Consider the following 25,011-nt stretch of genomic DNA (forward strand, 5'->3'; position numbering starts at 1 on the left):
GCCTCGGGCCCCGGTTCCCAACGGAACCGGGGCCCGAGAACCACGCCGCCGGCGGACGGTGACGTCCGCCGGCCCCGCCGTCAGCGGACGAAGACGCCCGCCTGCCCTGCCAGATCGAGGAAGTACTGCGGTGCGACACCGAGCACCAGGGTGACCGCCACACCCACCGCGATGGCCGTCATCGTCAGGGGCGACGGCACGGCGACCGTCGGTCCCTCCGGGCGCGGCTCGCTGAAGAACATCAGCACGATCACGCGGATGTAGAAGAACGCCGCGATGGCCGACGAGATCACACCGACCACGACCAGTGAGCCCGCGCCGCCCTCGGCCGCCGCCTTGAACACGGCGAACTTGCCCGAGAACCCTGAGGTCAGCGGGATGCCCGCGAAGGCCAGCAGGAAGACCGCGAACACGGCCGCCACCAGCGGCGACCTGCGCCCGAGGCCGGCCCACTTGGACAGGTGCGTGGCCTCGCCGCCCGCGTCCCGTACGAGGGTGACCACCGCGAACGCGCCGATCGTCACGAAGGAGTACGCGCCCAGGTAGAAGAGCACCGACGAGACACCGTCCGGCGTGGTCGCGATGACACCCGCGAGGATGAATCCCGCGTGCGCGATCGACGAGTACGCGAGGAGGCGCTTGATGTCGGTCTGGGTGATCGCGACGATCGCGCCGCCCAGCATGGTGACGACCGCGACGCCCATCATCACCGGCCGCCAGTCCCAGCGCAGGCCCGGCAGTACGACGTACAGCAGCCGCAGCAGCGCGCCGAACGCGGCCACCTTGGTCGCCGCGGCCATGAAGCCGGTCACCGGGGTCGGCGCGCCCTGGTAGACGTCCGGGGTCCACATGTGGAACGGCACGGCGCCGACCTTGAACAGCAGGCCCATGACGACCATCGCGGCGCCGATGAGCAGCAGCGCGTCGTTGCCCATGGTGTCGGCGAGCGCGGGGTTGACCGTCTCGACCGTGCCGTCGACGACCTGCGCGATCGTGGCGTACGACACCGAACCGGCGTAGCCGTAGAGCAGGGCGATGCCGAAGAGGGTGAACGCGGACGCGAAGGCGCCGAGCAGGAAGTACTTGACCGCGGCCTCCTGCGACATGATCCGCTTGCGGCGGGCCACGGCGCACAGCAGGTAGAGCGGCAGCGAGAAGACTTCCAGTGCGATGAACAGCGTCAGCAGGTCGTTCGCCGACGGGAAGACGAGCATGCCGCCGATCGCGAAGAGCAGCAGCGGGAACACCTCGGTGGTGGTGAACCCGGCCTTGACCGCGGACTTCTCACTGTCGCTGCCCGGCACGGACGCGGCCTGCGCGGCGAACGAGTCGACGCGGTTGCCGTGCGCCACCGGGTCGAGGCGCCGCTCGGCGAACGTGAACACGCCGAGCACACCGGCCAGCAGGATCGTGCCCTGAAGGAACAGCGAGGGTCCGTCCACCGCGATGGCGCCCATCGCGGCGACGCCGGCCTTCGTGGTGCCGTATCCGCTCGCCGCGAGTCCCACGACCGCGGCGAAGGCGGCGGCGAGGGCGACGACGGACACGAAGAGCTGGACGTAGTAGCGGGACTTGCGGGGCACGAAGGCCTCGACCAAAATCCCGATGATCGCCGCTCCGATGACGATCAGGGTGGGCGACAGCTGCCCGTACTCGATGTTCGGCGCGTCGATCTTGTCGATCGGATCCGCCGCCATTGTCCACAGGCTGTGGACGGCTGTTGCGCTCACTTGGCGGCCTCCACGTCGGGCTTCGGGTCTTTCTTGTGCACGTCGGACATGGTCTGTTTGACCGCCGGGTTGACGATGTCGGTGAGGGGCTTCGGGTAGACGCCGAGGAAGATCAGCAGGGCGATCAGCGGGGCGACCACCGCGAGCTCGCGCACCCTGAGGTCGGGCATGGCCGACACCTCGGGCTTCACCGGGCCCGTCATCGTCCGCTGGTAGAGGACGAGGGTGTAGAGCGCGGCGAGGACGATGCCGAAGGTGGCGATGATCCCGATCACCGGATAGCGGGCGAACGTACCGACCAGGACCAGGAACTCACTCACGAACGGGGCGAGTCCCGGCAGCGACAGCGTCGCGAGGCTGCCGATCAGGAAGGTGCCGGCGAGTACCGGTGCGACCTTCTGCACCCCTCCGTAGTCGGCGATCAGGCGCGAGCCCCGCCGCGAGATCAGGAAGCCGGCCACCAGCATCAGTGCGGCGGTCGAGATCCCGTGGTTGACCATGTAGAGCGTCGCGCCCGACTGCCCCTGGCTGGTCATCGCGAAGATGCCCATGATGATGAAGCCGAAGTGCGAGATCGACGCGTACGCCACCAGCCGCTTGATGTCGCGCTGGCCGACCGCGAGCAGCGCCCCGTAGATGATGCTGATCAGGGCGAGTACGAGGATGGCCGGCGTCGCCCACTTCGAGGCCTCCGGGAAGAGCTGGAGGCAGAAGCGGAGCATCGCGAAGGTGCCGACCTTGTCGACCACCGCGGTGATCAGTACGGCGACCGGGGCGGTGGCCTCCCCCATGGCGTTGGGCAGCCAGGTGTGGAGCGGCCACAGGGGCGCCTTCACCGCGAACGCGAAGAAGAAGCCCAGGAAGAGCCATCGTTCGGTGTTGGTCGCCATGTCCAGCGAGCCGTTGGCCCGGGCCTCGGCGATCTCCTGGAGCGAGAAGTTCCCGGCCACCACGTAGAGGCCGATCACTGCGGCCAGCATGATCAGGCCGCCGGCCAGGTTGTAGAGGAGGAACTTCACGGCGGCGTACGAGCGCTGCGCCGCCGCGTGCTCGTCGGATCCCGCGTGGGCCCGGTCTCCGAAGCCGCCGATGAGGAAGTACATCGGGATGAGCATGGCTTCGAAGAAGATGTAGAAGAGGAAGACGTCGGTGGCCTCGAAGGAGATGATCACCATCGCCTCGACGCCGAGGATCAGGGCGAAGAAGCCCTGCGTCGGCCGCCAGCGGCTGCTGTGGGTCTCCAGCGGGTCGGCGTCGTGCCAGCCCGCGAGGATCACGAACGGGATCAGCAGGGCGGTCAGCGCGATGAGCGCCACCGCGATGCCGTCGACACCCAGCTCGTACCGCACCCCGAAGTCCTTGATCCAGGCGTGCGATTCGGTGAGCTGGTAGCGGTCACCGTCGGGGTCGAAGCGGACCAGGACGACGACGGCGAGGACGAGCGTGGCGAGGGAGACAAGCAGCGCCAGCCACTTGGCGGCGGTGCGGCGCGCGGCCGGCACGGCGGCCGTGGCGATCGCCCCGATCGCCGGGAGCGCCGCCGTCGCTGTCAGCAGAGGAAAGGACATCGGTATCAGACCGCCCTCATCAGCAGGGTCGCGGCGATGAGGATCGCCGCACCGCCGAACATCGAGACGGCGTACGAGCGCGCGTAGCCGTTCTGCAGCTTTCGGAGCCGTCCGGACAGACCGCCCATCGAGGCCGCGGTGCCGTTGACGACCCCGTCGACCAGGGTGTGGTCGACGTACACCAGGGAGCGCGTGAGGTGCTCGCCGCCGCGCACGAGGACGACGTGGTTGAAGTCGTCCTGGAGGAGGTCGCGCCGGGCGGCTCGGGTGAGCAGGGAGCCGCGCGGGGCGACGACCGGGACGGGACGGCGCCCGTACTGGAGGTACGCGAGGCCGACTCCGATGACCATCACGGCCACCGTGGCGGCCGTGACCGTCGTCGCGCCGATCGGCGGGTGCCCGTGCGCGTGGTCGGTCACGGGCTCCAGCCAGTGCACGAAGCGGTCGCCGATGCCGAAGAAGGCGCCCGCGAAGACCGACCCGAAGGCCAGCACGATCATGGGGATCGTCATGGACCGGGGGGACTCGTGCGGGTGCGGCTCGGCGTGTGCTCCGTGGTGCTCGGCGGCCGGTTCCACGTCCGCCTCCGCCGGGGAGGCGGTCGGCCGGTTCCGCCAGCGCTCCTCACCGAAGAACGTCATCAGCATCACGCGCGTCATGTAGAACGCCGTGATGGCCGCGCCCAGCAGGGCCACGCCGCCGAGGATCCAGCCCTCGGTGCCGCCCTTGGCGAACGCCGCCTCGATGATCTTGTCCTTGGAGAAGAAGCCGGACAGACCCGGGAAGCCGATGATGGCCAGGTAGCCGAGGCCGAACGTCACGAAGGTGACCGGCATGTACTTCCTGAGGCCGCCGTACTTCCTCATGTCGACCTCGTCGTTCATGCCGTGCATGACCGAACCGGCGCCGAGGAAGAGCCCGGCCTTGAAGAAGCCGTGCGTCACCAGGTGCATGATCGCGAAGACGTAGCCGATGGGGCCGAGGCCCGCGGCGAGGACCATGTAGCCGATCTGCGACATGGTCGAACCGGCGAGCGCCTTCTTGATGTCGTCCTTGGCACAACCGACGATCGCACCGAAGAGGAGCGTGACCGCGCCGACGACGGTGGTGACGAGCTGGGCGTCCGGGGAGGCGTTGAAGATGTCGGCGGAGCGGACGATCAGGTACACGCCCGCCGTCACCATCGTCGCGGCGTGGATGAGGGCCGAGACCGGGGTCGGGCCCTCCATCGCGTCCCCGAGCCAGGACTGCAGCGGCACCTGGGCGGACTTGCCGCAGGCGGCGAGCAGCAGCATCAGCGCGATGGCGGTGAGCTTGCCCTCGCTCGTCTCACCGGTGGCCTCCAGGACCGGCCCGAAGGCGAAGGTCCCGAAGGTGGTGAACATGAGCATGATGGCGATCGACAGGCCCATGTCGCCGACGCGGTTGACCAGGAAGGCCTTCTTCGCGGCGGTGGCGGCGCTGGGCTTGTGCTGCCAGAAGCCGATGAGCAGGTACGAGGCGAGACCCACGCCCTCCCAGCCGACGTACAGCAGCAGGTAGTTGTCGGCGAGGACGAGCACCAGCATCGCCGCGAGGAACAGGTTCAGGTAGCCGAAGAAGCGGCGGCGCCGCTCGTCGTGCTCCATGTACCCGATCGAGTACACGTGGATCAGCGAGCCGACGCCCGTGATCAGCAGCACGAACGTCATCGACAACTGGTCGAGCTGGAAGGCGATGTCGGCCTGGAAGCCCTCGACGGGGATCCAGCTGAACAGGTGCTGGCCGATGGCCCGGTGCTCGGCGTCCTTGCCCAGCATGTCGGCGAAGAGGATCGCGCCGATCACGAAGGAGGCGGACGCGAGGACCGTGCCGATCCAGTGGCCGACGGCGTCGAGCCGCCTGCCGCCGCACAGCAGTACCGCCGCTCCGAGCAGAGGCGCCGCGACGAGCAGCGCAATCAGGTTCTCCACGATTCAGCCCCTTACAGCTTCATCAGGCTGGCGTCGTCGACCGAGGCCGAGTGGCGGGAACGGAACAGCGACACGATGATCGCGAGCCCGACCACGACCTCCGCGGCGGCGACGACCATCGTGAAGAAGGCGATGATCTGGCCGTCGAGATTGCCGTGCATCCGGGAGAAGGCGACGAACGCGAGGTTGCAGGCGTTGAGCATGAGCTCGACGCACATGAACACCACGATCGCGTTACGCCTGATCAGGACGCCTGTGGCGCCGATCGTGAACAACAGGGCGGCGAGGTAGAGGTAGTTGACGGGGTTCACTTCGCGGCCTCCTCTTCACGGTCCTCGCGGCCGAGCCGCTCCTCGGAGCGCTGCTCCAGGGCCTTGAGGTCGCTGATCGCCTCGTTCGACACGTCGCGGATCTGGCCGCGGTCGCGCAGCGTCTTGATGACGGTGAGCTCGGACGGGGTGCCGTCCGGGAGGAGACCGGCGATGTCCACCGCGTTGTGCCGGGCGTAGACGCCGGGGGCGGGCAGCGGCGGCAGCTGCTTGTTCGCGCGTACGCGCTCCCCGGCCAGCTCGCGCTGGGTCTTCGCCCGCTCGGTGCGCTCGCGGTGGGTGAGCACCATGGCACCGACGGCGGCCGTGATGAGCAGGGCGCCGGTGATCTCGAAGGCGAAGACGTACTTCGTGAAGATGAAGGTGGCGAGCCCTTCCACGTTGCCGGCGGAGTTGGCCTGGGCCAGGCCGTTGAACTCCGTCAGCGACGCGTTTCCGATGCCCGCGCAGAGCAGGATGCCGAAGCCGAGGCCACACAGGAGGGCCAGCCAGCGCTGGCCCTTGATGGTCTCCTTGAGGGAGTCCGCCGCGGTGACACCGACGAGCATGACCACGAAGAGGAACAGCATCATGATCGCGCCGGTGTAGACGACGACCTGCACGATGCCCAGGAAGTACGCGCCGTTGGCGAGGTAGAACACCGCCAGGACGATCATGGTCCCGGCGAGGCAGAGCGCGCTGTGCACGGCCTTCTTCATGAAGACGGTGCACAGGGCGCCGATCACGGCGACGGTACCGAGAACCCAGAACTGGACGGCCTCACCGGTGGAGGTCGAATAGGCCGCCAGCGAGCTGGAGTGGGCGGCGAGTTGCGCGCTCATCGGCCGATCACCTGCCCCGACGCGGGTTCGCCCTCGCCGAAGGTCGAGGAGCCGTCCTGCGGGACCTCACCCTTGGAGTGGGCGACCTGCGGTTCCGTGCCCGGCGCGGCCTCGGTGACCAGCCCCTGGTAGTAGTCCTGCTCGTCCATGCCCGGGAAGATCGAGTGCGGAGACTCGACCATGCCCTCCTCCAGGCCGGCGAGCAGCTGCTCCTTGGTGTAGATGAGGTTGGCGCGGCTGCTGTCGGCCAGCTCGAACTCGTTGGTCATCGTGAGCGCGCGCGTGGGGCACGCCTCGATGCACAGGCCGCACAGGATGCAGCGGGCGTAGTTGATCTGGTAGACCCGCCCGTACCGCTCGCCCGGGGAGTAGCGCTCCTCCTCGGTGTTCTCCGCGCCCTCCACGTAGATGGCGTCCGCAGGGCAGGCCCAGGCGCACAGCTCGCAGCCGATGCACTTCTCCAGGCCGTCCGGATGGCGGTTGAGCTGGTGCCGGCCGTGGAAGCGCGGGGCTGTGGTCTTCTGCTGCTCCGGATACTGCTCGGTCAGCCGCTTCTTGAACATGGCCTTGAAGGTCACGCCGAAGCCTGCGACGGGATTCTGGAAACCGGGTTTGGTCTCCTTCTGCTCATCAGCCATCGGACGCCTCCTTTCCGTCACGAGGTCCATCGGATCCGTCACTGGCAGTATCGGGTCCGCCACTGACAATCAACTCCCGCTCCCGGCGCGGGCGGCGCCGGGGTACCGGCGGCAGCTCCTGTCCCGGCAGTGGCGGCACGGGGAACCCGCCCGCCATCGGGTCGAAGGCGACGGGTTCGTCCGGCGCCTCCTTCGCGCCCTTCCGGTCGCGGAACATGTCGGCGACGAAGGAGAGCAACAGCAGGACGAGGACGGCGCCGGCCACGTACAGGGCGATGTCGGCGAAGTCGTAGTTCTCGTTGCGAAGCGTCCGTACGGTCGCGACGAGCATCAGCCAGACCACCGAGACCGGGATCAGGACCTTCCAGCCGAGCTTCATCAGCTGGTCGTAACGGACACGCGGGAGCGTGCCGCGCAGCCAGATGAAGAAGAACAACAGCAGCTGGACCTTGATGACGAACCAGAGCATCGGCCACCAGCCGTGGTTCGCGCCCTCCCAGAAGGTGCTGATCGGCCACGGGGCCCGCCAGCCGCCCAGGAAGAGCGTCACGGAGACCGCCGAGACGGTCACCATGTTCACGTACTCGGCGAGCATGAACAGCGCGAACTTGATGGACGAGTACTCGGTGTTGAAGCCGCCGACCAGGTCGCCCTCGGACTCCGGCATGTCGAACGGGGCCCGGTTGGTCTCACCGATCATCGTCACGACGTAGATCAGGAACGACACCGGCAGCAGCAGGATGTACCAGCGGTCCTGCTGCTGGGCGACGATCTCCGAGGTCGACATCGAACCGGAGTACAGGAACACCGACGCGAACGCGGCGCCCATGGCGATCTCGTACGAGATCATCTGCGCGCACGAGCGCAGACCGCCGAGCAGCGGGTACGTCGACCCGGACGACCAGCCCGCGAGGACGATGCCGTAGATGCCCACCGAGGCGACCGCGAGGATGTAGAGCATCGCGATCGGCAGGTCGGTGAGCTGCATCGTCGTGCGGTGGCCGAGGATCGAGATCTCGTTGCCGGCCGGTCCGAAGGGGATCACGGCGATCGCCATGAAGGCCGGGATGGCCGCCACGATCGGCGCGAGGACGTAGACCACCTTGTCCGCGCGCTTGACGATCAGGTCTTCCTTGAGCATCAGCTTCACGCCGTCGGCGAGCGACTGGAGCATGCCCCAGGGGCCGTGCCGGTTGGGGCCGATCCGCAGCTGCATCCAGGCGACGACCTTGCGCTCCCACACGATGGAGAAGAGCACGGTGATCATCAGGAAGGCGAAGCAGAAGACCGCCTTGATGACGACCAGCCACCAGGGGTCACGGCCGAACATGGAGAGGTCCTCCGCGGCCAGGTACACCGGCGCGGCGAGGTTTCCGGTCATGCCTCCACCTCCTTGGGGGCCTCGGTGGCGAGCGTCGCCGGTCCGATGCGGACGAGTGCGCCGGGCAGCGCCCCCGTGTCCGAGGCGACGCCTCCCCCGGCGGAGTTCAGCGGGAGCCACACCACGCGGTCGGGCATCTCCGTGATCCGCAGCGGGAGTTCGACCACACCGGCGGGTCCTGTCACGGCCAGCGTGTCGCCGTCCTTGACGCCCGCCTCGGCGGCCGTGGCGGCCGACACGCGCGCCTGGGCGGCGTGCCGGGTCCCGGCGAGTGCCTCGTCGCCCTCCTGGAGGCGGCCCTGGTCGAGCAGCAGCCGGTGTCCGGCGAGGACTGCCTCCCCGGCGGCGGGCCGCGGCAGCACGGCCGCGGCCTGTGCGGGTCCGGTGGCCCGCGGCCCGTCCCAGGCACCGAGCCGGTCCAGCTCCGCGCGCGCGGTGCGCAGGTCGGGCAGTCCCAGGTGTACGTCCATGGCGTCGGCCAGCATCTGCAGGACACGCGCGTCGGTGGGCGCCACCCGGCGGGTCATCTGGTCGGGCTTGAGGGCGGCTTCGAAGAGACGCGCCCGGCCTTCCCAGTTGAGGAAGGTGCCGGCCTTCTCGGCGACCGCGGCGACGGGGAACACGACGTCCGCGTGCTCGGTGACCTCGCTGGGACGCAGCTCCAGCGACACCAGGAAGCCCACCGCGGAGAGTGCCGCACGCGCGCGTGCCGGGTCGGGGAGGTCGGCGACCTCGACGCCCGCCACGACGAGCGCGGAGAGTTCACCGGCGGCGGCGGCCTCGACGATCTGTCCGGTGTCGCGTCCGTGGCGGTGCGGCAGTGCGGCGATCCTCCAGGCCTGGATGACCTCGTCCCGCGCGCGCGGGTCGGTGGCAGGGCGTCCGCCGGGCAGCAGCGAGGGCATCGCCCCCGCCTCGATCGCGCCGCGTTCGCCGGCCCGGCGCGGGATCCACACCAGTTGGGCGCCGGTCGCGGAGGCGGCCCGTACGGCGGCGGTGAGCCCGCCGGCCACGGAGGCCAGCCGCTCACCGACGACGATGACGGCGCCTTCGGCGCGCAGTGCCTCGGCGGCCTTCGCGCCCTCGCCCTCGAGGCCCGCTCCGGAGGCGAGCGCGTCCAGCCACTCGGTCTCGGTGCCGGGCGCGGCCGACAGCAGCGTGCCGCCGGCCTTCTCGAGGCCGCGGGTCGTGTGCGTGGCCAGCGCGAAGGTCCGCTGTCCGTGTCCGCGCCACGCCTTGCGAAGCCGCAGGAAGACGCCGGGGGCCTCCTCCTCGGACTCGAGTCCGGCGAGCAGGACCGCGGGGGCCTTCTCCAGGGCGGTGTACGTGACGCCCGTACCGTCGAGGTCCCGGCCGCGTCCGGCGACGCGGGCGGCCAGGAAGTCGGCCTCCTCGCCGCTGTGCACGCGCGCGCGGAAGTCGATGTCGTTCGTGTCGAGGGCCACGCGCGCGAACTTGCTGTACGCGTAGGAGTCCTCGACGGTCAGGCGGCCGCCGGTGAGGACACCGGACCGGGAGCGGGCGGCCAGGAGTCCCTGCGCGGCCGCTTCCAGTGCCTCGGGCCATGAGGCGGGCTCCAGGGCCCCGGACTCACCGCGGACCAGGGGCGTCGTCAGCCGGTCACGCTGCTGCGCGTACCGGAAGCCGAAGCGTCCCTTGTCGCACATCCACTCCTCGTTGACCTCGGGGTCGTCGGCCGCGAGGCGCCGCATGACCTTGCCGCGGCGGTGGTCGGTGCGGGTCGCGCAGCCGCCGGAGCAGTGTTCGCACACCGAGGGCGACGAGACGAGGTCGAAGGGCCGGGAGCGGAATCGGTACGCCGCGGAGGTGAGCGCGCCGACCGGGCAGATCTGGATGGTGTTCCCGGAGAAGTACGACTCGAAGGGGTCGCCCTCGCCGGTGCCGACCTGCTGGAGCGCGCCGCGCTCGATCAGCTCGATCATCGGGTCGCCCGCGACCTGGTTGGAGAACCGGGTGCAGCGGGCGCACAGCACGCACCGCTCACGGTCGAGCAGCACCTGGGTGGAGATCGGTACCGGCTTCTCGTACGTCCGCTTCTTTCCCTCGAAGCGGGACTCGGAGTGGCCGTGGGACATGGCCTGGTTCTGCAGGGGGCACTCGCCGCCCTTGTCGCAGACCGGGCAGTCCAGCGGGTGGTTGATGAGCAGGAGCTCCATCACACCCTTCTGGGCCTTCTCGGCGACAGGAGAGGTGAGATGAGTCTTGACGACCATCCCGTCCGTACAGGTGATCGTGCAGGACGCCATGGGCTTGCGCTGGCCCTCGACCTCGACGATGCACTGGCGGCAGGCACCGGCCGGGTCGAGGAGGGGGTGGTCGCAGAAGCGGGGAATCTCGATGCCGAGCTGCTCGGCGGCGCGGATGACCAGGGTGCCCTTGGGCACGCTGATCTCGATGCCGTCGACGGTCAGCGAGACGAGATCCTCCGGCGGGACCGCCGCCTCCCCGCCTCCGGAGGGAGCGCTTGTGGTCACGGTCATGCGTTCACCTCCGTGTGCTTGTCCTTGTCGGCCCAGGCCGTCGACTTGGCGGGGTCGAAGGGGCAGCCGCGTCCCGTGATGTGCTCCTCGTACTCCTCGCGGAAGTACTTGAGGGAGGAGAAGATCGGCGAGGCGGCGCCGTCGCCGAGAGCGCAGAAGGACTTGCCGTTGATGTTGTCGGCGATGTCGTTCAGCTTGTCGAGGTCGGACATGACGCCCTTGCCCGCCTCGATGTCGCGCAGCAGCTGCACGAGCCAGTACGTGCCCTCGCGGCAGGGCGTGCACTTGCCGCAGGACTCGTGGGCGTAGAACTCGGTCCACCGTGTGACGGCCCGGACGACGCAGGTCGTCTCGTCGAAGCACTGGAGTGCTTTCGTGCCGAGCATGGAACCCGCGGCGCCCACTCCTTCGTAGTCAAGAGGGACGTCGAGGTGCTCGTCGGTGAACATCGGGGTCGAGGAGCCGCCCGGCGTCCAGAACTTGAGGCGGTGTCCGGCCCGGATGCCGCCGCTCATGTCGAGGAGCTGACGGAGGGTGATGCCGAGCGGGGCCTCGTACTGGCCGGGGCTGGTGACGTGGCCGCTGAGCGAGTAGAGCGTGAAGCCCGGGGACTTCTCGCTTCCCATCGAGCGGAACCATTCTTTGCCCTTGTGGAGAATCGCGGGAACCGACGCGATCGACTCGACGTTGTTCACAACAGTCGGACAGGCATAAAGACCCGCGACCGCAGGGAAAGGAGGACGAAGTCGCGGTTGTCCACGGCGGCCTTCGAGCGAGTCGAGCAGCGCGGTCTCCTCACCGCAGATGTACGCGCCCGCGCCCGCGTGCACGGTGAGCTGGAGATCGAGTCCGCTGCCCAGGATGTTCTCGCCGAGGAAGCCCGCCGCGTAGGCCTCGCGGACGGCCTCGTGCAGGCGCCGCAGCACGGGGACGACCTCACCCCGCAGATAGATGAACGCATGCGACGACCGGATCGCATAACAGGCGATCACAATGCCCTCGATGAGGCTGTGCGGGTTCGCGAAGAGGAGCGGGATGTCCTTACAGGTCCCCGGTTCCGATTCGTCGGCGTTGACAACTAGATAGTGAGGCTTTCCGTCGCCCTGCGGAATGAACTGCCATTTCATTCCGGTGGGGAATCCCGCGCCGCCGCGCCCGCGCAGACCGGAGTCCTTCACGTACGCGATGAGGTCGTCCGGTGACATGGCGAGCGCCTTGCGCAGGCCCTCGTACCCTTCGTGCCTGCGGTACACGTCCAGCGACCAGGACCTGTCCTCGTCCCAGAAGGCCGACAGCACCGGCGAGAGCAGCTTCTCGGGACTGCTCTCACCGCCGGTCTCGGGCCGGGAGGTGCCCCCGTATTGAGTGGACAAGGTCATCACTCCCCCTCCTCGGCAGCGGGCCCGGCCGGGTTGGCCGGGTCGGAGGCCGCCGTGTCCTGCGGCGCGTCGTGCGAACTGAGGTGCTCGGCCGGGGACGGGGCGTGCGGCGCTCCGTCCTGGGGAGCTCCGGACCCCCGCGGGTGCACCACGCGGGCGGAGCCCGTCTCCCCCTTGGCCAGCCGGAGGCCGATCAGCGAGGCGGGGCCCGCGCCGCCGCTCGCCTCGACCGCGCCGGCCCGCTCGTCGGGGAAGCCCGCCAGGATGCGGGCGGTGTCCTTGAAGGAGCACAGGGGGGCACCGCGCGTCGGCTCGACCTGTGTTCCCGCGCGCAGGTCGTCGACGAGGCTCTTCGCGCTCGCCACGGTCTGGTTGTCGAAGAACTCCCAGTTGACCATCACGACCGGCGCGAAGTCGCAGGCCGCGTTGCACTCGATGTGCTCCAGGGTGACCTTGCCGTCACCGGTGGTCTCGCCGTTGCCGACGCCGAGGTGGTCCTGGAGCGCCTCGAAGATCGCGTCGCCGCCCATGACCGCGCACAGCGTGTTGGTGCACACGCCCACCTGGTAGTCACCGCTCGGCTTGCGGCGGTACATGGAGTAGAAGGTCGCGACCGCGGTCACCTCGGCCGTGGTGAGGCCGAGCATCTCCGCGCAGAACCGCTGTCCGGTGCGCGTGACATGGCCCTCCTCCGACTGCACGAGATGCAGCAGCGGAAGGAGGGCGGACCGGGAGTCCGGGTAGCGGGCGATGACCTCGCGCGCGTCCGCCTCGAGCCGGGCCCGGACGTCGTCCGGGTATGCGGGCGCGGGCAGTTGGGGCATGCCCAGGCTGACGCCCTGCGGCTGTACGCCCTGCTCGGAAGGAGTGGTGGTCACCGGTCGACGCCTCCCATCACGGGGTCGATGGACGCGACGGCGACGATGACGTCGGCGACCTGGCCGCCCTCGCACATCGCCGCCATGGCCTGCAGATTGGTGAAGGACGGGTCCCGGTAGTGGACCCGGTAGGGGCGGGTGCCTCCGTCGGACACGGCATGCACCCCGAGTTCCCCCTTGGGTGACTCGACGGCCGCGTACGCCTGTCCCGGCGGTACGCGGAAGCCCTCGGTCACCAGCTTGAAGTGGTGGATCAGGGCCTCCATGGAGGTGCCCATGATCTTCTTGATGTGGTCGAGCGAGTTGCCGAGGCCGTCGGGGCCGAGCGCGAGCTGGGCGGGCCAGGCGATCTTCTTGTCGGTGACCATGACCGGACCGGGCTGCAGCCGGTCCAGGCACTGCTCGACGATCGCCAGCGACTGGCGCATCTCCTCCAGCCTGATGAGGAAGCGCCCGTACGCGTCGCAGGTGTCGGTGGTCGGGACGTCGAAGTCGTACGTCTCGTAGCCGCAGTACGGCTGCGCCTTGCGCAGGTCGTGCGGGAGGCCCGCGGACCGCAGGATGGGCCCCGTGGCACCGAGGGCCATGCAGCCGGCCAGGTCGAGGTGGCCGATGTCCTGCATACGGGCCTTGAAGATGGGGTTCCCGGTGGCGAGCTTGTCGTACTCGGGAAGGTTCTTCTGCATCTTCTTCACGAACTCGCGGATCTGGTCCACCGCGCCCGGGGGCAGGTCCTGGGCGAGGCCGCCGGGCCGGATGAACGCGTGGTTCATGCGCAGGCCGGTGATCAGCTCGTAGATGTCGAGAATCAGTTCACGATCACGGAAGCCGTAGATCATGATCGTGGTGGCGCCGAGTTCCATGCCGCCGGTGGCGATGCACACCAGGTGCGAGGAGAGCCGGTTCAGCTCCATCAGGAGCACCCGGATGATCGTCGCGCGGTCCGGGACCTGGTCCTCGATGCCGAGGAGCTTCTCGACGGCCAGGCAGTACGCGGTCTCGTTGAAGAACGACGTCAGGTAGTCCATGCGCGTCACGAAGGTGGTGCCCTGTGTCCACGTACGGAACTCGAGGTTCTTCTCGATGCCGGTGTGCAGGTAGCCGATGCCGCAGCGGGCCTCGGTGACCGTCTCGCCGTCGATTTCGAGGATGAGCCGGAGCACGCCGTGCGTGGACGGGTGCTGGGGGCCCATGTTGACGACGATGCGCTCGTCGTCGGCCTTGGCCGCGGTCTGGACGACCTCGTCCCAGTCGCCGCCGGTGACCGTGTAGACGTGGCCCTCGGTGGTCTCGCGCGCGGAGGCGGCTGATGCGTGCGACGTGCTCATGAGTACGACCTCCGCTGGTCCGGAGCCGGGATCTGGGCGCCCTTGTACTCGACGGCGATGCCGCCGAGGGGATAGTCCTTGCGCTGCGGAAAGCCCTGCCAGTCGTCCGGCATCATGATCCGCGTCAGTGCCGGGTGGCCCTCGAAGACGATGCCGAAGAAGTCGTACGTCTCGCGCTCGTGCCAGTCGTTCGTCGGATAGACCGAGACGAGGGACGGGATGCGCGGGTCGCTGTCCGGGGCGCTGACTTCGAGGCGGATCAGCCGGTTGTGGGTGATCGAGCGCAGGTGGTAGACGGCGTGCAGTTCGCGGCCCTTGTCCTCGGGGTAGTGGACTCCGCTCACCCCGGTGCACAGCTCGAAGCGCAGGGCCGGGTCGTCGCGCAGGGTCCGGGCGACGCGGAGCAGGTGCTCGCGGTCGATGTGGAAGGTCATCTCGTCGCGGTCGACGATCGTCTTCTCGATCGCGTTCTCCGGGACGAGCCCCTGTTCCTCCAGGGCGCCCTCGAGCTCGTCGGCGACCTCGTCGAACCAGCCGCCGTACGGGCGGGACGCCGGGCCGGGAAGACGGATCGAGCGGACCAGGCCGCCGTAGCCGGAGGTGTCCCCGCCGTTGTTGGCGCCGAACATGCCGCGCTGGACGCGGATCTCCTCCCCGCCGTCGCCGCGCTGGCCCGGCAGGTTGGAGGCGCCGAGGTCCTTCTCGGGGTTCGTGCCGTTGCCGTTCGCGTCGCTCACCGCAGCAGCCCCTTCATCTCGATGGTGGGGAGCGCCTTGAGCGCCGCTTCCTCCGCCTCGCGGGCCGCTTCCTCGGCGTTCACGCCGAGCTTCGAGGACTGGATCTTCTGATGGAGCTTGAGAATCGCGTCCATCAGCATCTCGGGCCTCGGCGGACAGCCGGGCAGGTAGATATCGACAGGGACGATGTGATCGACGCCCTGCACGATCGCGTAGTTGTTGAACATGCCGCCCGACGACGCACAAACCCCCATGGAGATCACCCACTTCGGGTTCGGCATCTGGTCGTAGACCTGCCTCAGGACCGGCGCCATCTTCTGGCTGACGCGTCCGGCGACGATCATCAGGTCGGCCTGCCGCGGCGAACCGCGGAAGACCTCCATGCCGAAGCGCGCCAGGTCGTAGCGGCCCGCGCCCGTCGTCATCATCTCGATGGCGCAGCAGGCGAGGCCGAAGGTGGCGGGAAAGACGGACGACTTGCGCACCCACCCCGCGGCCTGCTCGACGGTGGTCAGCAGGAAGCCGCTCGGCAGCTTTTCTTCGAGTCCCATGCTCAGTGGCTCCTCTGTCCCCTATACGGGGCTCAGTCCCTTGCGGGGTTCAGTCCCATGCGGGTTTCAGTCCCATTCCAGGCCGCCTCGCCGCCACACGTACGCGTACGCGACGAAGACGGTGAGCACGAAGAGCAACATCTCCACGAGCCCGAAAATCCCGAGCGCGTCGAACGTGACCGCCCAGGGGTAGAGGAAGACGATCTCGATATCGAAAATGATGAAGAGCATCGCCGTCAGGTAGTACTTGATGGGGAACCGCCCGCCGCCCGCCGGCGTGGGGGTCGGCTCGATTCCGCACTCGTAGGCCTCGAGCTTGGCCCGGTTGTATCGCTTTGGACCGATAAGCGTGGCCATGACCACGGAGAAGATCGCAAAGCCTGCCCCGAGGGCTCCCAGTACGAGGATGGGCGCATACGCGTTCACCGCTCCTCGCTCCTCTCAGTCGGCATTGACTGCTGGCGGTTGCATCAGGCGTCGCTCCTGCTTCACGAACCTCATGGACCTCATGAGGCGCGCGAGCCCTGTGCAGCTCCACGAAGATCGCGCACATGTGAAGCAGGTCACAAGCCCAACTGCCCCGCATCCTATGCCTGCCGGTCTGTGATCTGCGACACGGGGTACGACAACGCCTTTGTGATCTCCACCACCCGGCGAACGATCATGAAGTCGGATGAGTGCTGATCTTCGTACGAGAAGCGCCCGAGTGATCACCAGAGGTGACATTTTCGCTCGTCGTCGCTGGTCCAGGCCCTGGCGCACTATCAAGGGAGTCGGACCCAAGGCAAATTGGTGCTGGACGTGGGCGCTTGATAGAGGAACTCGTTCACACTTCGGGGGGAGTTGGGATGCCCGTTGTGGACGACTCCGGTGCGTGCATCCGTTCACGAGCGGAGCCGCCACCGGGCCGGCCTTCACGCCTCCCCCCGATCCGCGCGCGCGACGCGGCCGTCACGGGTGCCGTTCCGTGACGTGCGTCACATTGGTAACGGGCCGGAAACAACCGGGCTTGGCCATCCGCGCCAACGAGTGGTAGGCCGCGGGCAATTCGGGCGTAACGCGAAAAGGCCTTGATCACAGGCTTGTTGGGTGGTGTCCGCAATGCCCGTTACGGCGTCAATAAGGAACGCCACGCCCGGCCTTCGGAGGGCCCGTTGAACAATTGTGGCGCAGCGCACGTTTCTTGAAGGTATGGAGGACTCCCTGATACCGGTTGTACCCATGTCCCACACCGCTCACATACGCAGCCACCGGAAACCCCGGCCTCGCAGCAGCTCGGCGCTCGCGATGCGCGCCGGAGTTGCCGGTGGCGTCCTCAGCACCCTGGCAGTGGCCGGTGCCGCCGGATCGGCCAACGCGGCCGAGCCGGTCACCCAGACCATCGAGCTGCCCACGCTCACCGCCGACCTGACCGCTCAGGTGGCCGAGTCCGCGGAGGTCACCCAGCAGGCCGCGGCCGACTACCAGCTGCGGGCCGAGCGTGACGCCGCCGCCGCCAAGGCCGCCAAGCAGGCCAAGGCCGACCTCGCGGACGCGAAGAAGAAGGCTGAGGCCAAGCAGAAGGCCGAGGACGCCCGTAAGGCCGCCGCGGAGCGCGCCACGCGTTCCGCCGGGCGGACCACCCTCGCGGCGACGCCCAGCAACGACGCCGTCGCCCCTGCCAGCGGCAGCGTCGCCACCGTCATCAGCTTCCTCCGGGCGCAGGTCGGCGACGCGTACGTCATGGGTGCCACCGGCCCCGACGCGTGGGACTGCTCGGCTCTGGTCCAGGCCGCGTTCAAGCAGGTCGGCATCGACCTGCCGCGTGTCTCCCAGGCCCAGTCGACGGCCGGCACCCCGGTCGCGCTGTCCAACATCCAGGTCGGCGACATCCTGTACTGGGGTGGCGCGGGTTCGGCGTACCACACGGGTGTCTACATCGGCGGCGGCCAGTACCTGGACGCGGCGAACCCCTCGAAGGGCGTCGTCATCCAGGACCTGTCGGGCTACCCCGCGAGCGGTGCGGTGCGGGTGCTCTGACCTTCGGTCACACAATTTGACCGCTTTTGACGGGCCGCTTCCCTCGGTGAGGGGAGCGGCCCGCGGGCGTGCTCCCGCAGCGGGCCACCGGGCGTGCCGTCCGGAAAGGGCTCCACGGGCCCTTCAGGCCGCGCGCACGCGGCGCGGGCGGCCGCTCCACGTGGAGCGGCCGCCCGGGGCGTGGCGGTGCGGTGGGCGGGCCCGCCCACCGCACCGCCACGCGGTGTTTGTCGCCTATGCCTTCGGAGCGACCTTCGACAGGCCGTTGATGATGCGGTCCATGGCGTCGCCACCCGTCGGGTCCGTCAGGTTGGCGAGCATCTTCAGCGTGAACCGCATCAGCATGGGGTGCGTGAGGCCGCGCTGGGCGGCGATCTTCATGACCTTCGGGTTGCCGATGAGCTTCACGAAGGCGCGGCCGAGCGTGTAGTAGCCGCCGTAGGTGTCCTTGAGGACCTTCGGGTAGCGCTGGAGGGCGAGTTCCCGCTGGGCGGGCGTCGCGCGGGCATGGGCCTGGACGATGACGTCGGCGGCGATCTGGCCGGATTCCATGGCGTAGGCGATGCCCTCGCCGTTGAAGGGGTTCACCATGCCGCCCGCGTCGCCGACGAGCAGCAGGCCCTTCGTGTAGTGGGGCTGGCGGTTGAAGGCCATCGGCAGGGCGGCGCCGCGGATCGGGATCGTCATGTTCTCCGGGGTGTAGCCCCAGTCCTCGGGCATCGAGGCGCACCAGGCCTTGAGGACCTCGCGCCAGTCCAGCTCCTTGAACGAGGAGGTGGTGTTGAGGACACCGAGGCCGACGTTCGACGTGCCGTCGCCCATGCCGAAGATCCAGCCGTACCCGGGCAGCAGGCGGTCCTCGCCGGGGCCGCGCCGGTCCCACAGCTCCAGCCACGACTCCAGGTAGTCGTCGTCGTGGCGCGGGGACGTGAAGTACGTACGGACCGCGACGCCCATCGGGCGGTCCTCGCGGCGGTGCAGGCCCATCGCCAGGGACAGCCGGGTGGAGTTGCCGTCGGCGGCGACGACCAGGGGCGCGTGGAAGGTGACCTCGCGCTTCTCCTTGGAGTCGGCGTCACCGATCTTCGCGTGGACGCCGGTGATCCGGCCCGTGCGGTCGTCGATGACCGGGGCGCCGACGTTGCAGCGCTCGTGCAGCCGGGCGCCCGCCTTCTGCGCCTGCCGGGCGAGCTGTTCGTCGAAGTCGTCGCGCTTGCGGACGAGTCCGTAGTCGGGGTAGGCGGCGAGTTCCGGCCAGTCCAGCTGGAGACGGACTCCGCCGCCGATGATGCGGAGCCCCTTGTTCCGGAGCCAGCCCGCCTCCTCCGAGATGTCGATTCCCATGGAGACGAGCTGCTTGGTCGCGCGGGGCGTCAGCCCGTCGCCGCACACCTTCTCCCGCGGAAACGCGGTCTTCTCCAGGAGCAGGACGTCCAGCCCGGCCTTGGCCAGGTAGTAGGCGGTGGTGGAACCGGCTGGTCCGGCCCCGACGACGATCACATCGGCGGTGTGTTCGGAGAGGGGCTGGGACTCGGTCACGGCGGGGTCTCCCCAAGTCTCGAAGGCTCGAAGTCTCTAAGCGCGAAGTCTCGAAATCCGCGTGCTGACGGGCACGGGACATGGGCAGTCTATGCAGCGGTACTGATCACCTGGCTGAAGGGCTGCCCCGTGAACCGAGCTCTCCCCGTGGTACACCTGCGCGTCCCGACCGACGAGGACGCGTTCGCCTGGCATCGGGCCTTCGATCACCCGGACGTGATGGAGTTCCACGGCGGGAGATCCGCCGAGTTGTCCGTCTACGAGGAGTTGACCGCCCGGCAGCGCCGGCACGACGCCGAACACGGTTTCTGCTTCTGGACCATGCTCGACGAGGAAGGGCGGGTCATCGGTTTCACCGGGGCGCAGCCGTGGCCCCACGAGTGGGGCCCGAAGGGCGAGATCGAGATCGGCTGGCGGCTCGGGCGGGAGTACTGGGGCAGGGGGTACGTCACCGCGGCGGCGCAGGCCACGCTGGAGAGGGTGCGCGCGACCGGCGTACCGAGCGTGGTGGCCATGGTGAACGCGCGCAACCAGCGGTCCATCGCGGTGACCAGACGCCTCGGCATGGAGCTCGTGGAGTCGTTCACGTCCCCGAATTCGCAGCAGGTCGGGCACTGCTACCGGCTGGCTCTCTGACGGCTCCCCCGCGGTCCTCCGACACCTTCCGGCGCGGCCCGGCAGGGCTTACTCTGCCGGTACCGCTGGGGGTGACGTCTGTGCGCATACCACGCAAGACACCCGAAGTGCGCGTACCGCGGCTCGTCGGTCTGATGGCCATGGACGCGCGCGAGACGGCCGAGGCGCGCGGGGTGCTGCTCGCGGCGCCCGACCGGCCCGACTTCCATCTGACTGTCGTCGACTACGTCGTACGGCAGTACCCGCTGCCCGGGTCGGAGGTGTCCCGCGGCGCGGTGGTGACCGTGTGGTTCGACTTCGGCGAGGGTGAGGGCGGGGGCGGAGCGGGTGTCCGGGAGCCCCGGCGGGGCGGGCCGCCGCCCGGAGGGCTGTACCGGGAGCTCGACGAGCCGGGGGATCCGTTCGCGGTCCTGCGCTAGCGGCCGGGTCTCCCGACCGGGCCGGGGCACAGGAACGGGCCGGGGCACAGGCCCCTCACGCCCCCGGACGGCAGAGGCGGCGGGGGCTACGCGGCCTGCTGCTTGTAACCCCTGTGCAGCGCCACGATCCCGCCCGACAGGTTGCGCCACGCCACCTTCGACCAGCCCGCCTTGATCAGGCGCTCGGCCAGGGCCGGCTGGTCGGGCCAGTCACGGATCGACTCGGCGAGGTAGACGTACGCGTCGGGGTTGGAGGAGACCGCGCGGGCCACCGGCGGCAGGGCACGCATCAGGTACTCGGTGTAGACGGTGCGGAAGGGCGCCCAGGTCGGGTGCGAGAACTCGCAGATCACCACGCGGCCGCCGGGCTTCGTCACCCGGTACAGCTCACGCAGTGCCGTGTCCGTGTCCTGCACGTTCCGCAGGCCGAAGGAGATCGTCACCGCGTCGAAGGTGTCGTCCTTGAACGGCAGCTTCGTGGCGTCGCCCGCCGTGAGCGGCAGCCAGGGGTGGTTCTTCTTGCCGACCCTGAGCATCCCGAGGGAGAAGTCGCAGGGGACGACGTACGCACCCGTGCGCGCGAAGGGCAGCGAGGAGGTGGCCGTGCCCGCCGCGAGGTCGAGGATCTTCTGCGCGGGCCGCGCGTCGACCGCCTTCGCGACCTCCTTGCGCCACACCCGGTCCTGGCCGAGCGACAGCACGTCGTTCGTCAGGTCGTACCGTTCCGCCACGTCGTCGAACATCGAGGCGACTTCGTGCGGCTGCTTGTTCAGGGATGCGCGGGTCACGGTCCCCATTGTGGCAGTACGGGCCGGGCGACTCGCCGACACCCGGCCCGCACCCCGGCCGGGAACGCCGGTGGAGAACGCCGCCGTGCCCCGGGGCGGCTCTCAGGGCAGCAGCCTCGGCCTCGTCCGGGCGGCCACGTCCTCCACCCACCCGCACAGCAGGACGAACACGGCGATCAGGAGCCAGCCGACGCCGAACATGAACCACTGGCTCTCCAGCGGCAGATACGCCTCGAAGGCCGGGACGTTCCAGAACCGGTCGATCAGCGGGACGGCCAGGATCAGCGCGATCTCGTGCCAGAGGTAGAGGGTCACGGCGCGGGCGTTGAAGATCGTGACGATCCGGTCGAGGCGCCTGAAGCGGGCCAGCCACGCGAAGTCGATCCCGAAGCGCGCCTTCGCGTACATCAGCAGGGTCACGAACCCCGCCGACCAGAAGGCCTGCGCGAGTGGGATGTCGTCGAGGTCGTACGAGCCCGTCTCGGCCTGGTGCGTGAAGGCGTACCAGCCTCCGTAGCCGATCGCGGCGAGCGAGAGGACCACGACGGCGAGCGGCTTCAGCCGCTGCAGCACGCCGTCGCGGTGCGCGAAGCCGAGGATCCAGCAGAAGAGGAACGTGGCCAGGTCGGTGAGCGCGTTGCCGAAGCGGTCGTCCGGCGGCGCCCGGAGGAACTGGACGACCAGGATCGGCGCGAGCGAGAGCACCAGGACCGCCACCGGGGCCGCCCGGAAGACCCGCAGCAGCAGGGGCGACAGCAGGACGAACCAGAGGTAGGTGCGCAGGTACCAGAGGATCTCCCAGGCCTGCTCGCCCCACGCGTTGCCCGGCGGGTCGCCGAGCGGCACGACCCAGTAGACGATCTGCCAGCCGGGCATCCAGCCGTGGACCAGCATCGCGGCCACGACGAAGAAGCCCCAGAACCAGAAGGGCGGCAGGAGCCGGCGGACACGGCTCCTGATCACCTTGAGGGCGGGCCGCTCCAGGGACTTGGCCATCAGGGTTCCGGCGAGCGCGAACATGATCCCCATGGAGGGCAGGACCATGCCCGCCCAGGCCCAGCCGAAGGTGTGGTACGTGACGACGCGGACCAGGGCGACCGCCCGGAGCGTGTCGAAGTAGCGGTCGCGACCCGCGGCCGCCCGCGTCTTCGGAACGGTCTCCACGCGCGGCAGCCGTGCCGTGTCCGACAGCGGCCCGGACCCGGTGGTCGGCGGCGCCTCGGCGACCGGCGGAGCTCCGGACCCGGCGACCGGCGGGACGTCCGGTGCGGTGGTGGCCGGCGGGAGATCCGGTGCGGCGGTCGCCGGCGGGCGGCCGTCCCGGCGGTGCGAGCCCATCAGCCCGCCCCCGCCGGTGTGCCGACCTCACCCGTGCGCTTCAGCTTCTGCCAGCGCAGACGGCCGCCCGTGAGGGCCGTGACGCAGGAGTGGATGAGGACGAGGTACATCATCTGCCGGTACGCGAGCTGCTGCAGCGGCATCATCAGCAGGTACCGGTACTTCTCCCGGTCGAGCCGGAACGCGTAGGCCGCGCACACGAGTTGCACGCACAGGACGGCCAGCCAGGCCAGCAGGGACGCCTTGAAGTCGATGAAGATCATCGAGTAGACGGTGAACACGTCGATGAGCGGCGCGAAGACGGGCGTGACGATCTGGAAGATGACGACCAGCGGCATGCCGACCCGGCCGAAGCGCCCCGAAGGCCCCTTGTCCGTCAGGGACTTGCGGTGCTTCCAGAGCGCCTGCATCGTGCCGTACGACCAGCGGTAGCGCTGCGACCACAGCTGCTTGAGCGAACCGGGCGCCTCCGTCCAGGCCCTGGCGTGCTCCTGGTAGACGACCCGCCAGCCCTGACGGTGCATGGCGATGGTGATGTCGGTGTCCTCGGCGAGCGTGTCCTCGCTCATCCCGCCGACCGCGAGCACGGCCTCCCTGCGGAACGCGCCGATCGCGCCCGGGATGGTGGGCATGCAGCGCAGCAGGTCGTACATGCGGCGGTCGAGGTTGAAGCCCATCACGTACTCGATGTGCTGCCAGGCGCCGATGACCGTGTCGCGGTTGCCGACCTTGGCGTTGCCCGCGACCGCGCCGACCTCGGGGTCGGCGAAGGGCTGCACCAGCTGGTGCACGGCGTCCGGTTCGAAGACCGTGTCCCCGTCCATCATCACGACGATGTCGTAACTGGCGCTGCGGACACCGTTGTTGAGGGCGGCCGGCTTGCCCGCGTTCTCTTGGCGGACGACCCGGACGTTCGTCATGCCGAAGGACTCGGCGGCGCTGCGCGCGATCTCGGACGTGCCGTCCGTCGAACCGTCGTCCACGACGATGATCTCGATCGGGTGGGTGCTCTGCGCCAGCGACTTGAGGGTGTTGGCGATGCACTCCTTCTCGTTGTACGCGGGCACGATCACGCTGACCGGCCGGGTGACGGCGGGCCCCCAGCTGAACCGGCGTCTGTTGCGCTGCCGGTAGTGCCTGCGGGCGAGGATCAGCATCATCCCGAAGCGGCCCATGACGGCGACGCCCACGACCGCGAGCCCGGTCGCGAGCCCCGGTACGGTCCACTCGGCGACGGTGACCGCCGCGACGAGTGCCTTGCCCTCGTACAGGGTGGTGCCGGTGGCGGTGCGGTGGGCGGCCTGGAGGCCGCCGGCTCCCCCGGCCTGCTGTCCCTGCTGTCCGCCGGGTGCCTGGCCCGCCGCCTGCCCGCCGGCGGCCTGTTCCCCGCCCGTCTGCTCGCCGCCGGGCTGCTGGCCGTTCGCCTGCTGACCGTCCGACTGCGGGCTGTCCGTCTGCCGGTCCGCGCCGTCCGTCTGCTGGATGGCGCCGCTGATGGTGGTGAAGGTGTAGCCCTTCGCCTTCATCTTCTTGATGTACGTGCCGAGCGCCGCGACGGTCTGCGAGCGCTCGCCGCCCGCGTCGTGGAAGAGGACCGACGCGCCCTTGTTCTTCGACGGCGTCGCCCACTTGATGATCTTCGAGACGCCGGGCCGCTTCCAGTCGTCGCTGTCGGTGTCGACGAAGACGCTGGTGTAGCCCTCCTCGCCGAGCTTCTTGTAGACGGGCCAGCTGTAGTTGTCGATGGCGTCCGTCTCCGAGGAGTACGGGGCGCGGAACAGGGTCGTCGTGATCCCCGCCGCGCCTGCCAGGGCGAGCTGCGTCTGGTCCATCTCCCGCTTGATCCGGGCGTCGCTCTGGTACGAGAGGTCGACGTGCGTGAACGTGTGGATGCCGATCTCGTTGCCCTGGTCCACCAGGTCGTTCACGATGTCCGGGTAGCGCGAGACCATCGAGCCGACCACGAAGAACGTGCCCGGGACGTCGTTCTCCTCCAGGATGTCGAGGATCTGGGGCGTCCAGGTGAGGTTGGGGCCGTCGTCGAAGGTCAGCGCGATGGTCTTGTCCGGGACGGACCGGCTCTGGGCCTGCCCGCCTCTGAAGGAGAGGATCGGCCCGCCGTCGAGGACGTCGTCCGGGACCTTGCTGGAGCTGGCGTTGCTGCGTACGCGCTCGTCCCCGCCGACCTCGGCGCGCAGATAGCCGTCGAGCAGCATCACGCTGGTGAGGGCGAGGAGGAGCAGCAGGGCGAGGATGACACGCGGTTTCTGCAGCGCCGCGGCCCTGCCCGCGGCCCGGGTCATCCGGGACGGGGCACGCCGGCGGCCGCGCGAGGGCGTCGTGGTTGCCATGAGTGTGGGTGCGTTCCGGTCAGTTGGCGGCCGCGGAGGCGGACGCGGTCGGGGCGGGGACGGGCGCCGACGGGGCGGCGGTGGGAGCGGCGCCGGTGGCCACGCCCGAGGGCGGGGCGCCGGTGGGC

The 25,011-nt window shown here is 69.3% G+C and carries 21 protein-coding genes; 3 read left to right on the forward strand and 18 right to left on the reverse strand.

Annotated features, from left to right (window positions below):
* Positions 1–80 precede the first annotated feature (80 nt).
* From nuoN to KUF83_RS03645, 14 genes are all read right to left on the reverse strand, one after another.
* A complete protein-coding gene (nuoN, locus tag KUF83_RS03580) occupies positions 81–1,730 on the reverse strand; it encodes an NADH-quinone oxidoreductase subunit NuoN (protein ID WP_217453050.1) in 1,650 nt (549 codons plus the stop codon).
* Positions 1,727–3,298: an NADH-quinone oxidoreductase subunit M gene (locus KUF83_RS03585; protein ID WP_217453051.1), complete on the reverse strand. Its 1,572-nt coding sequence runs from the start codon at positions 3,296–3,298 to the stop codon at positions 1,727–1,729. The genes nuoN and KUF83_RS03585 overlap by 4 nt, the downstream gene beginning before the upstream one ends.
* 5 nt (positions 3,299–3,303) lie before the next feature.
* Complete coding sequence (gene nuoL / locus KUF83_RS03590; RefSeq protein WP_217453052.1) at positions 3,304–5,250, reverse strand: NADH-quinone oxidoreductase subunit L; 1,947 nt, start codon at positions 5,248–5,250, stop codon at positions 3,304–3,306.
* Positions 5,251–5,261: 11 nt separating this feature from the next.
* Positions 5,262–5,561: an NADH-quinone oxidoreductase subunit NuoK gene (nuoK, locus tag KUF83_RS03595; RefSeq protein WP_004927567.1), complete on the reverse strand. Its 300-nt coding sequence runs from the start codon at positions 5,559–5,561 to the stop codon at positions 5,262–5,264.
* Positions 5,558–6,400 (reverse strand): NADH-quinone oxidoreductase subunit J, encoded by an 843-nt coding sequence (locus KUF83_RS03600; protein ID WP_217453053.1) that lies wholly within the window; start codon positions 6,398–6,400, stop codon positions 5,558–5,560. The genes nuoK and KUF83_RS03600 overlap by 4 nt, the downstream gene beginning before the upstream one ends.
* Entirely contained in the window at positions 6,397–7,038 is a 642-nt protein-coding gene (nuoI, locus tag KUF83_RS03605; RefSeq protein WP_217453054.1) for an NADH-quinone oxidoreductase subunit NuoI, read from the reverse strand. Before nuoI ends, KUF83_RS03600 begins: the two co-directional genes overlap by 4 nt.
* A complete protein-coding gene (gene nuoH / locus KUF83_RS03610) occupies positions 7,031–8,419 on the reverse strand; it encodes an NADH-quinone oxidoreductase subunit NuoH (RefSeq protein ID WP_217453055.1) in 1,389 nt (462 codons plus the stop codon). Before nuoH ends, nuoI begins: the two co-directional genes overlap by 8 nt.
* Positions 8,416–10,920, reverse strand: a complete 2,505-nt coding sequence (locus KUF83_RS03615) for an NADH-quinone oxidoreductase subunit G (RefSeq protein ID WP_217453056.1) — start codon at positions 10,918–10,920, stop codon at positions 8,416–8,418. The genes nuoH and KUF83_RS03615 overlap by 4 nt, the downstream gene beginning before the upstream one ends.
* Entirely contained in the window at positions 10,917–12,299 is a 1,383-nt protein-coding gene (gene nuoF, locus KUF83_RS03620; protein WP_217453057.1) for an NADH-quinone oxidoreductase subunit NuoF, read from the reverse strand. Before nuoF ends, KUF83_RS03615 begins: the two co-directional genes overlap by 4 nt.
* Positions 12,299–13,177: an NADH-quinone oxidoreductase subunit NuoE gene (nuoE, locus tag KUF83_RS03625; RefSeq protein WP_217453058.1), complete on the reverse strand. Its 879-nt coding sequence runs from the start codon at positions 13,175–13,177 to the stop codon at positions 12,299–12,301. Before nuoE ends, nuoF begins: the two co-directional genes overlap by 1 nt.
* Positions 13,174–14,505, reverse strand: coding sequence for an NADH-quinone oxidoreductase subunit D (locus tag KUF83_RS03630; protein WP_217453059.1), 1,332 nt, complete (start codon positions 14,503–14,505; stop codon positions 13,174–13,176). The genes nuoE and KUF83_RS03630 overlap by 4 nt, the downstream gene beginning before the upstream one ends.
* A complete protein-coding gene (locus KUF83_RS03635) occupies positions 14,502–15,242 on the reverse strand; it encodes an NADH-quinone oxidoreductase subunit C (protein WP_217453060.1) in 741 nt (246 codons plus the stop codon). The genes KUF83_RS03630 and KUF83_RS03635 overlap by 4 nt, the downstream gene beginning before the upstream one ends.
* Positions 15,239–15,793, reverse strand: a complete 555-nt coding sequence (locus tag KUF83_RS03640; RefSeq protein WP_018528252.1) for an NADH-quinone oxidoreductase subunit B family protein — start codon at positions 15,791–15,793, stop codon at positions 15,239–15,241. Before KUF83_RS03640 ends, KUF83_RS03635 begins: the two co-directional genes overlap by 4 nt.
* Before the next feature lie 66 nt (positions 15,794–15,859).
* Entirely contained in the window at positions 15,860–16,219 is a 360-nt protein-coding gene (locus tag KUF83_RS03645) for an NADH-quinone oxidoreductase subunit A (RefSeq protein WP_003974383.1), read from the reverse strand.
* A 765-nt stretch (positions 16,220–16,984) separates the two neighbouring features.
* Here KUF83_RS03645 and KUF83_RS03650 point away from each other — a divergent pair.
* Positions 16,985–17,812: a C40 family peptidase gene (locus KUF83_RS03650; RefSeq protein ID WP_217453061.1), complete on the forward strand. Its 828-nt coding sequence runs from the start codon at positions 16,985–16,987 to the stop codon at positions 17,810–17,812.
* Positions 17,813–18,046: 234 nt separating this feature from the next.
* On the opposite strand, the gene KUF83_RS03655 is transcribed toward KUF83_RS03650, so the two are convergent.
* A complete protein-coding gene (locus KUF83_RS03655; protein ID WP_217453062.1) occupies positions 18,047–19,351 on the reverse strand; it encodes a geranylgeranyl reductase family protein in 1,305 nt (434 codons plus the stop codon).
* A 129-nt stretch (positions 19,352–19,480) separates the two neighbouring features.
* On the opposite strand from KUF83_RS03655, the gene KUF83_RS03660 reads away from it, so the two are divergent.
* Complete coding sequence (locus tag KUF83_RS03660; protein ID WP_217453063.1) at positions 19,481–19,987, forward strand: GNAT family N-acetyltransferase; 507 nt, start codon at positions 19,481–19,483, stop codon at positions 19,985–19,987.
* Between the two features lie 71 nt (positions 19,988–20,058).
* Positions 20,059–20,406, forward strand: a complete 348-nt coding sequence (locus tag KUF83_RS03665; protein ID WP_374105970.1) for a PASTA domain-containing protein — start codon at positions 20,059–20,061, stop codon at positions 20,404–20,406.
* An 86-nt stretch (positions 20,407–20,492) separates the two neighbouring features.
* Here the strand turns inward: KUF83_RS03665 and KUF83_RS03670 are convergent, their stop codons facing one another.
* The 3 genes from KUF83_RS03670 to KUF83_RS03680 all read right to left on the reverse strand — a co-directional run bounded on the left by KUF83_RS03670 (position 20,493) and on the right by KUF83_RS03680 (position 24,883).
* A complete protein-coding gene (locus tag KUF83_RS03670; protein ID WP_217453065.1) occupies positions 20,493–21,194 on the reverse strand; it encodes a demethylmenaquinone methyltransferase in 702 nt (233 codons plus the stop codon).
* 102 nt (positions 21,195–21,296) lie between these two features.
* Positions 21,297–22,532, reverse strand: coding sequence for an acyltransferase (locus KUF83_RS03675; RefSeq protein ID WP_254643317.1), 1,236 nt, complete (start codon positions 22,530–22,532; stop codon positions 21,297–21,299).
* Positions 22,532–24,883, reverse strand: coding sequence for a bifunctional polysaccharide deacetylase/glycosyltransferase family 2 protein (locus KUF83_RS03680; RefSeq protein ID WP_217453066.1), 2,352 nt, complete (start codon positions 24,881–24,883; stop codon positions 22,532–22,534). The genes KUF83_RS03675 and KUF83_RS03680 overlap by 1 nt, the downstream gene beginning before the upstream one ends.
* Positions 24,884–25,011 lie beyond the last annotated feature (128 nt).

Source organism: Streptomyces sp. BV286 (assembly GCF_019090165.1).
GTDB lineage: Bacteria > Actinomycetota > Actinomycetes > Streptomycetales > Streptomycetaceae > Streptomyces.

Coding starts and splice junctions, on each gene's coding strand:
- KUF83_RS03585 (WP_217453051.1), bottom strand. CDS start 3,298: ATGTCCTTTCCTCTGCTGACAGCGACGGCGGCGCTCCCGGCGATCGGG.
- KUF83_RS03600 (WP_217453053.1), bottom strand. CDS start 6,400: ATGAGCGCGCAACTCGCCGCCCACTCCAGCTCGCTGGCGGCCTATTCG.
- nuoI (WP_217453054.1), bottom strand. CDS start 7,038: ATGGCTGATGAGCAGAAGGAGACCAAACCCGGTTTCCAGAATCCCGTC.
- nuoH (WP_217453055.1), bottom strand. CDS start 8,419: ATGACCGGAAACCTCGCCGCGCCGGTGTACCTGGCCGCGGAGGACCTC.
- KUF83_RS03615 (WP_217453056.1), bottom strand. CDS start 10,920: ATGACCGTGACCACAAGCGCTCCCTCCGGAGGCGGGGAGGCGGCGGTC.
- nuoF (WP_217453057.1), bottom strand. CDS start 12,299: ATGACCTTGTCCACTCAATACGGGGGCACCTCCCGGCCCGAGACCGGC.
- KUF83_RS03630 (WP_217453059.1), bottom strand. CDS start 14,505: ATGAGCACGTCGCACGCATCAGCCGCCTCCGCGCGCGAGACCACCGAG.
- KUF83_RS03640 (WP_018528252.1), bottom strand. CDS start 15,793: ATGGGACTCGAAGAAAAGCTGCCGAGCGGCTTCCTGCTGACCACCGTC.
- KUF83_RS03650 (WP_217453061.1), top strand. CDS start 16,985: ATGGAGGACTCCCTGATACCGGTTGTACCCATGTCCCACACCGCTCAC.
- KUF83_RS03675 (WP_254643317.1), bottom strand. CDS start 22,532: ATGGGCTCGCACCGCCGGGACGGCCGCCCGCCGGCGACCGCCGCACCG.
- KUF83_RS03680 (WP_217453066.1), bottom strand. CDS start 24,883: ATGGCAACCACGACGCCCTCGCGCGGCCGCCGGCGTGCCCCGTCCCGG.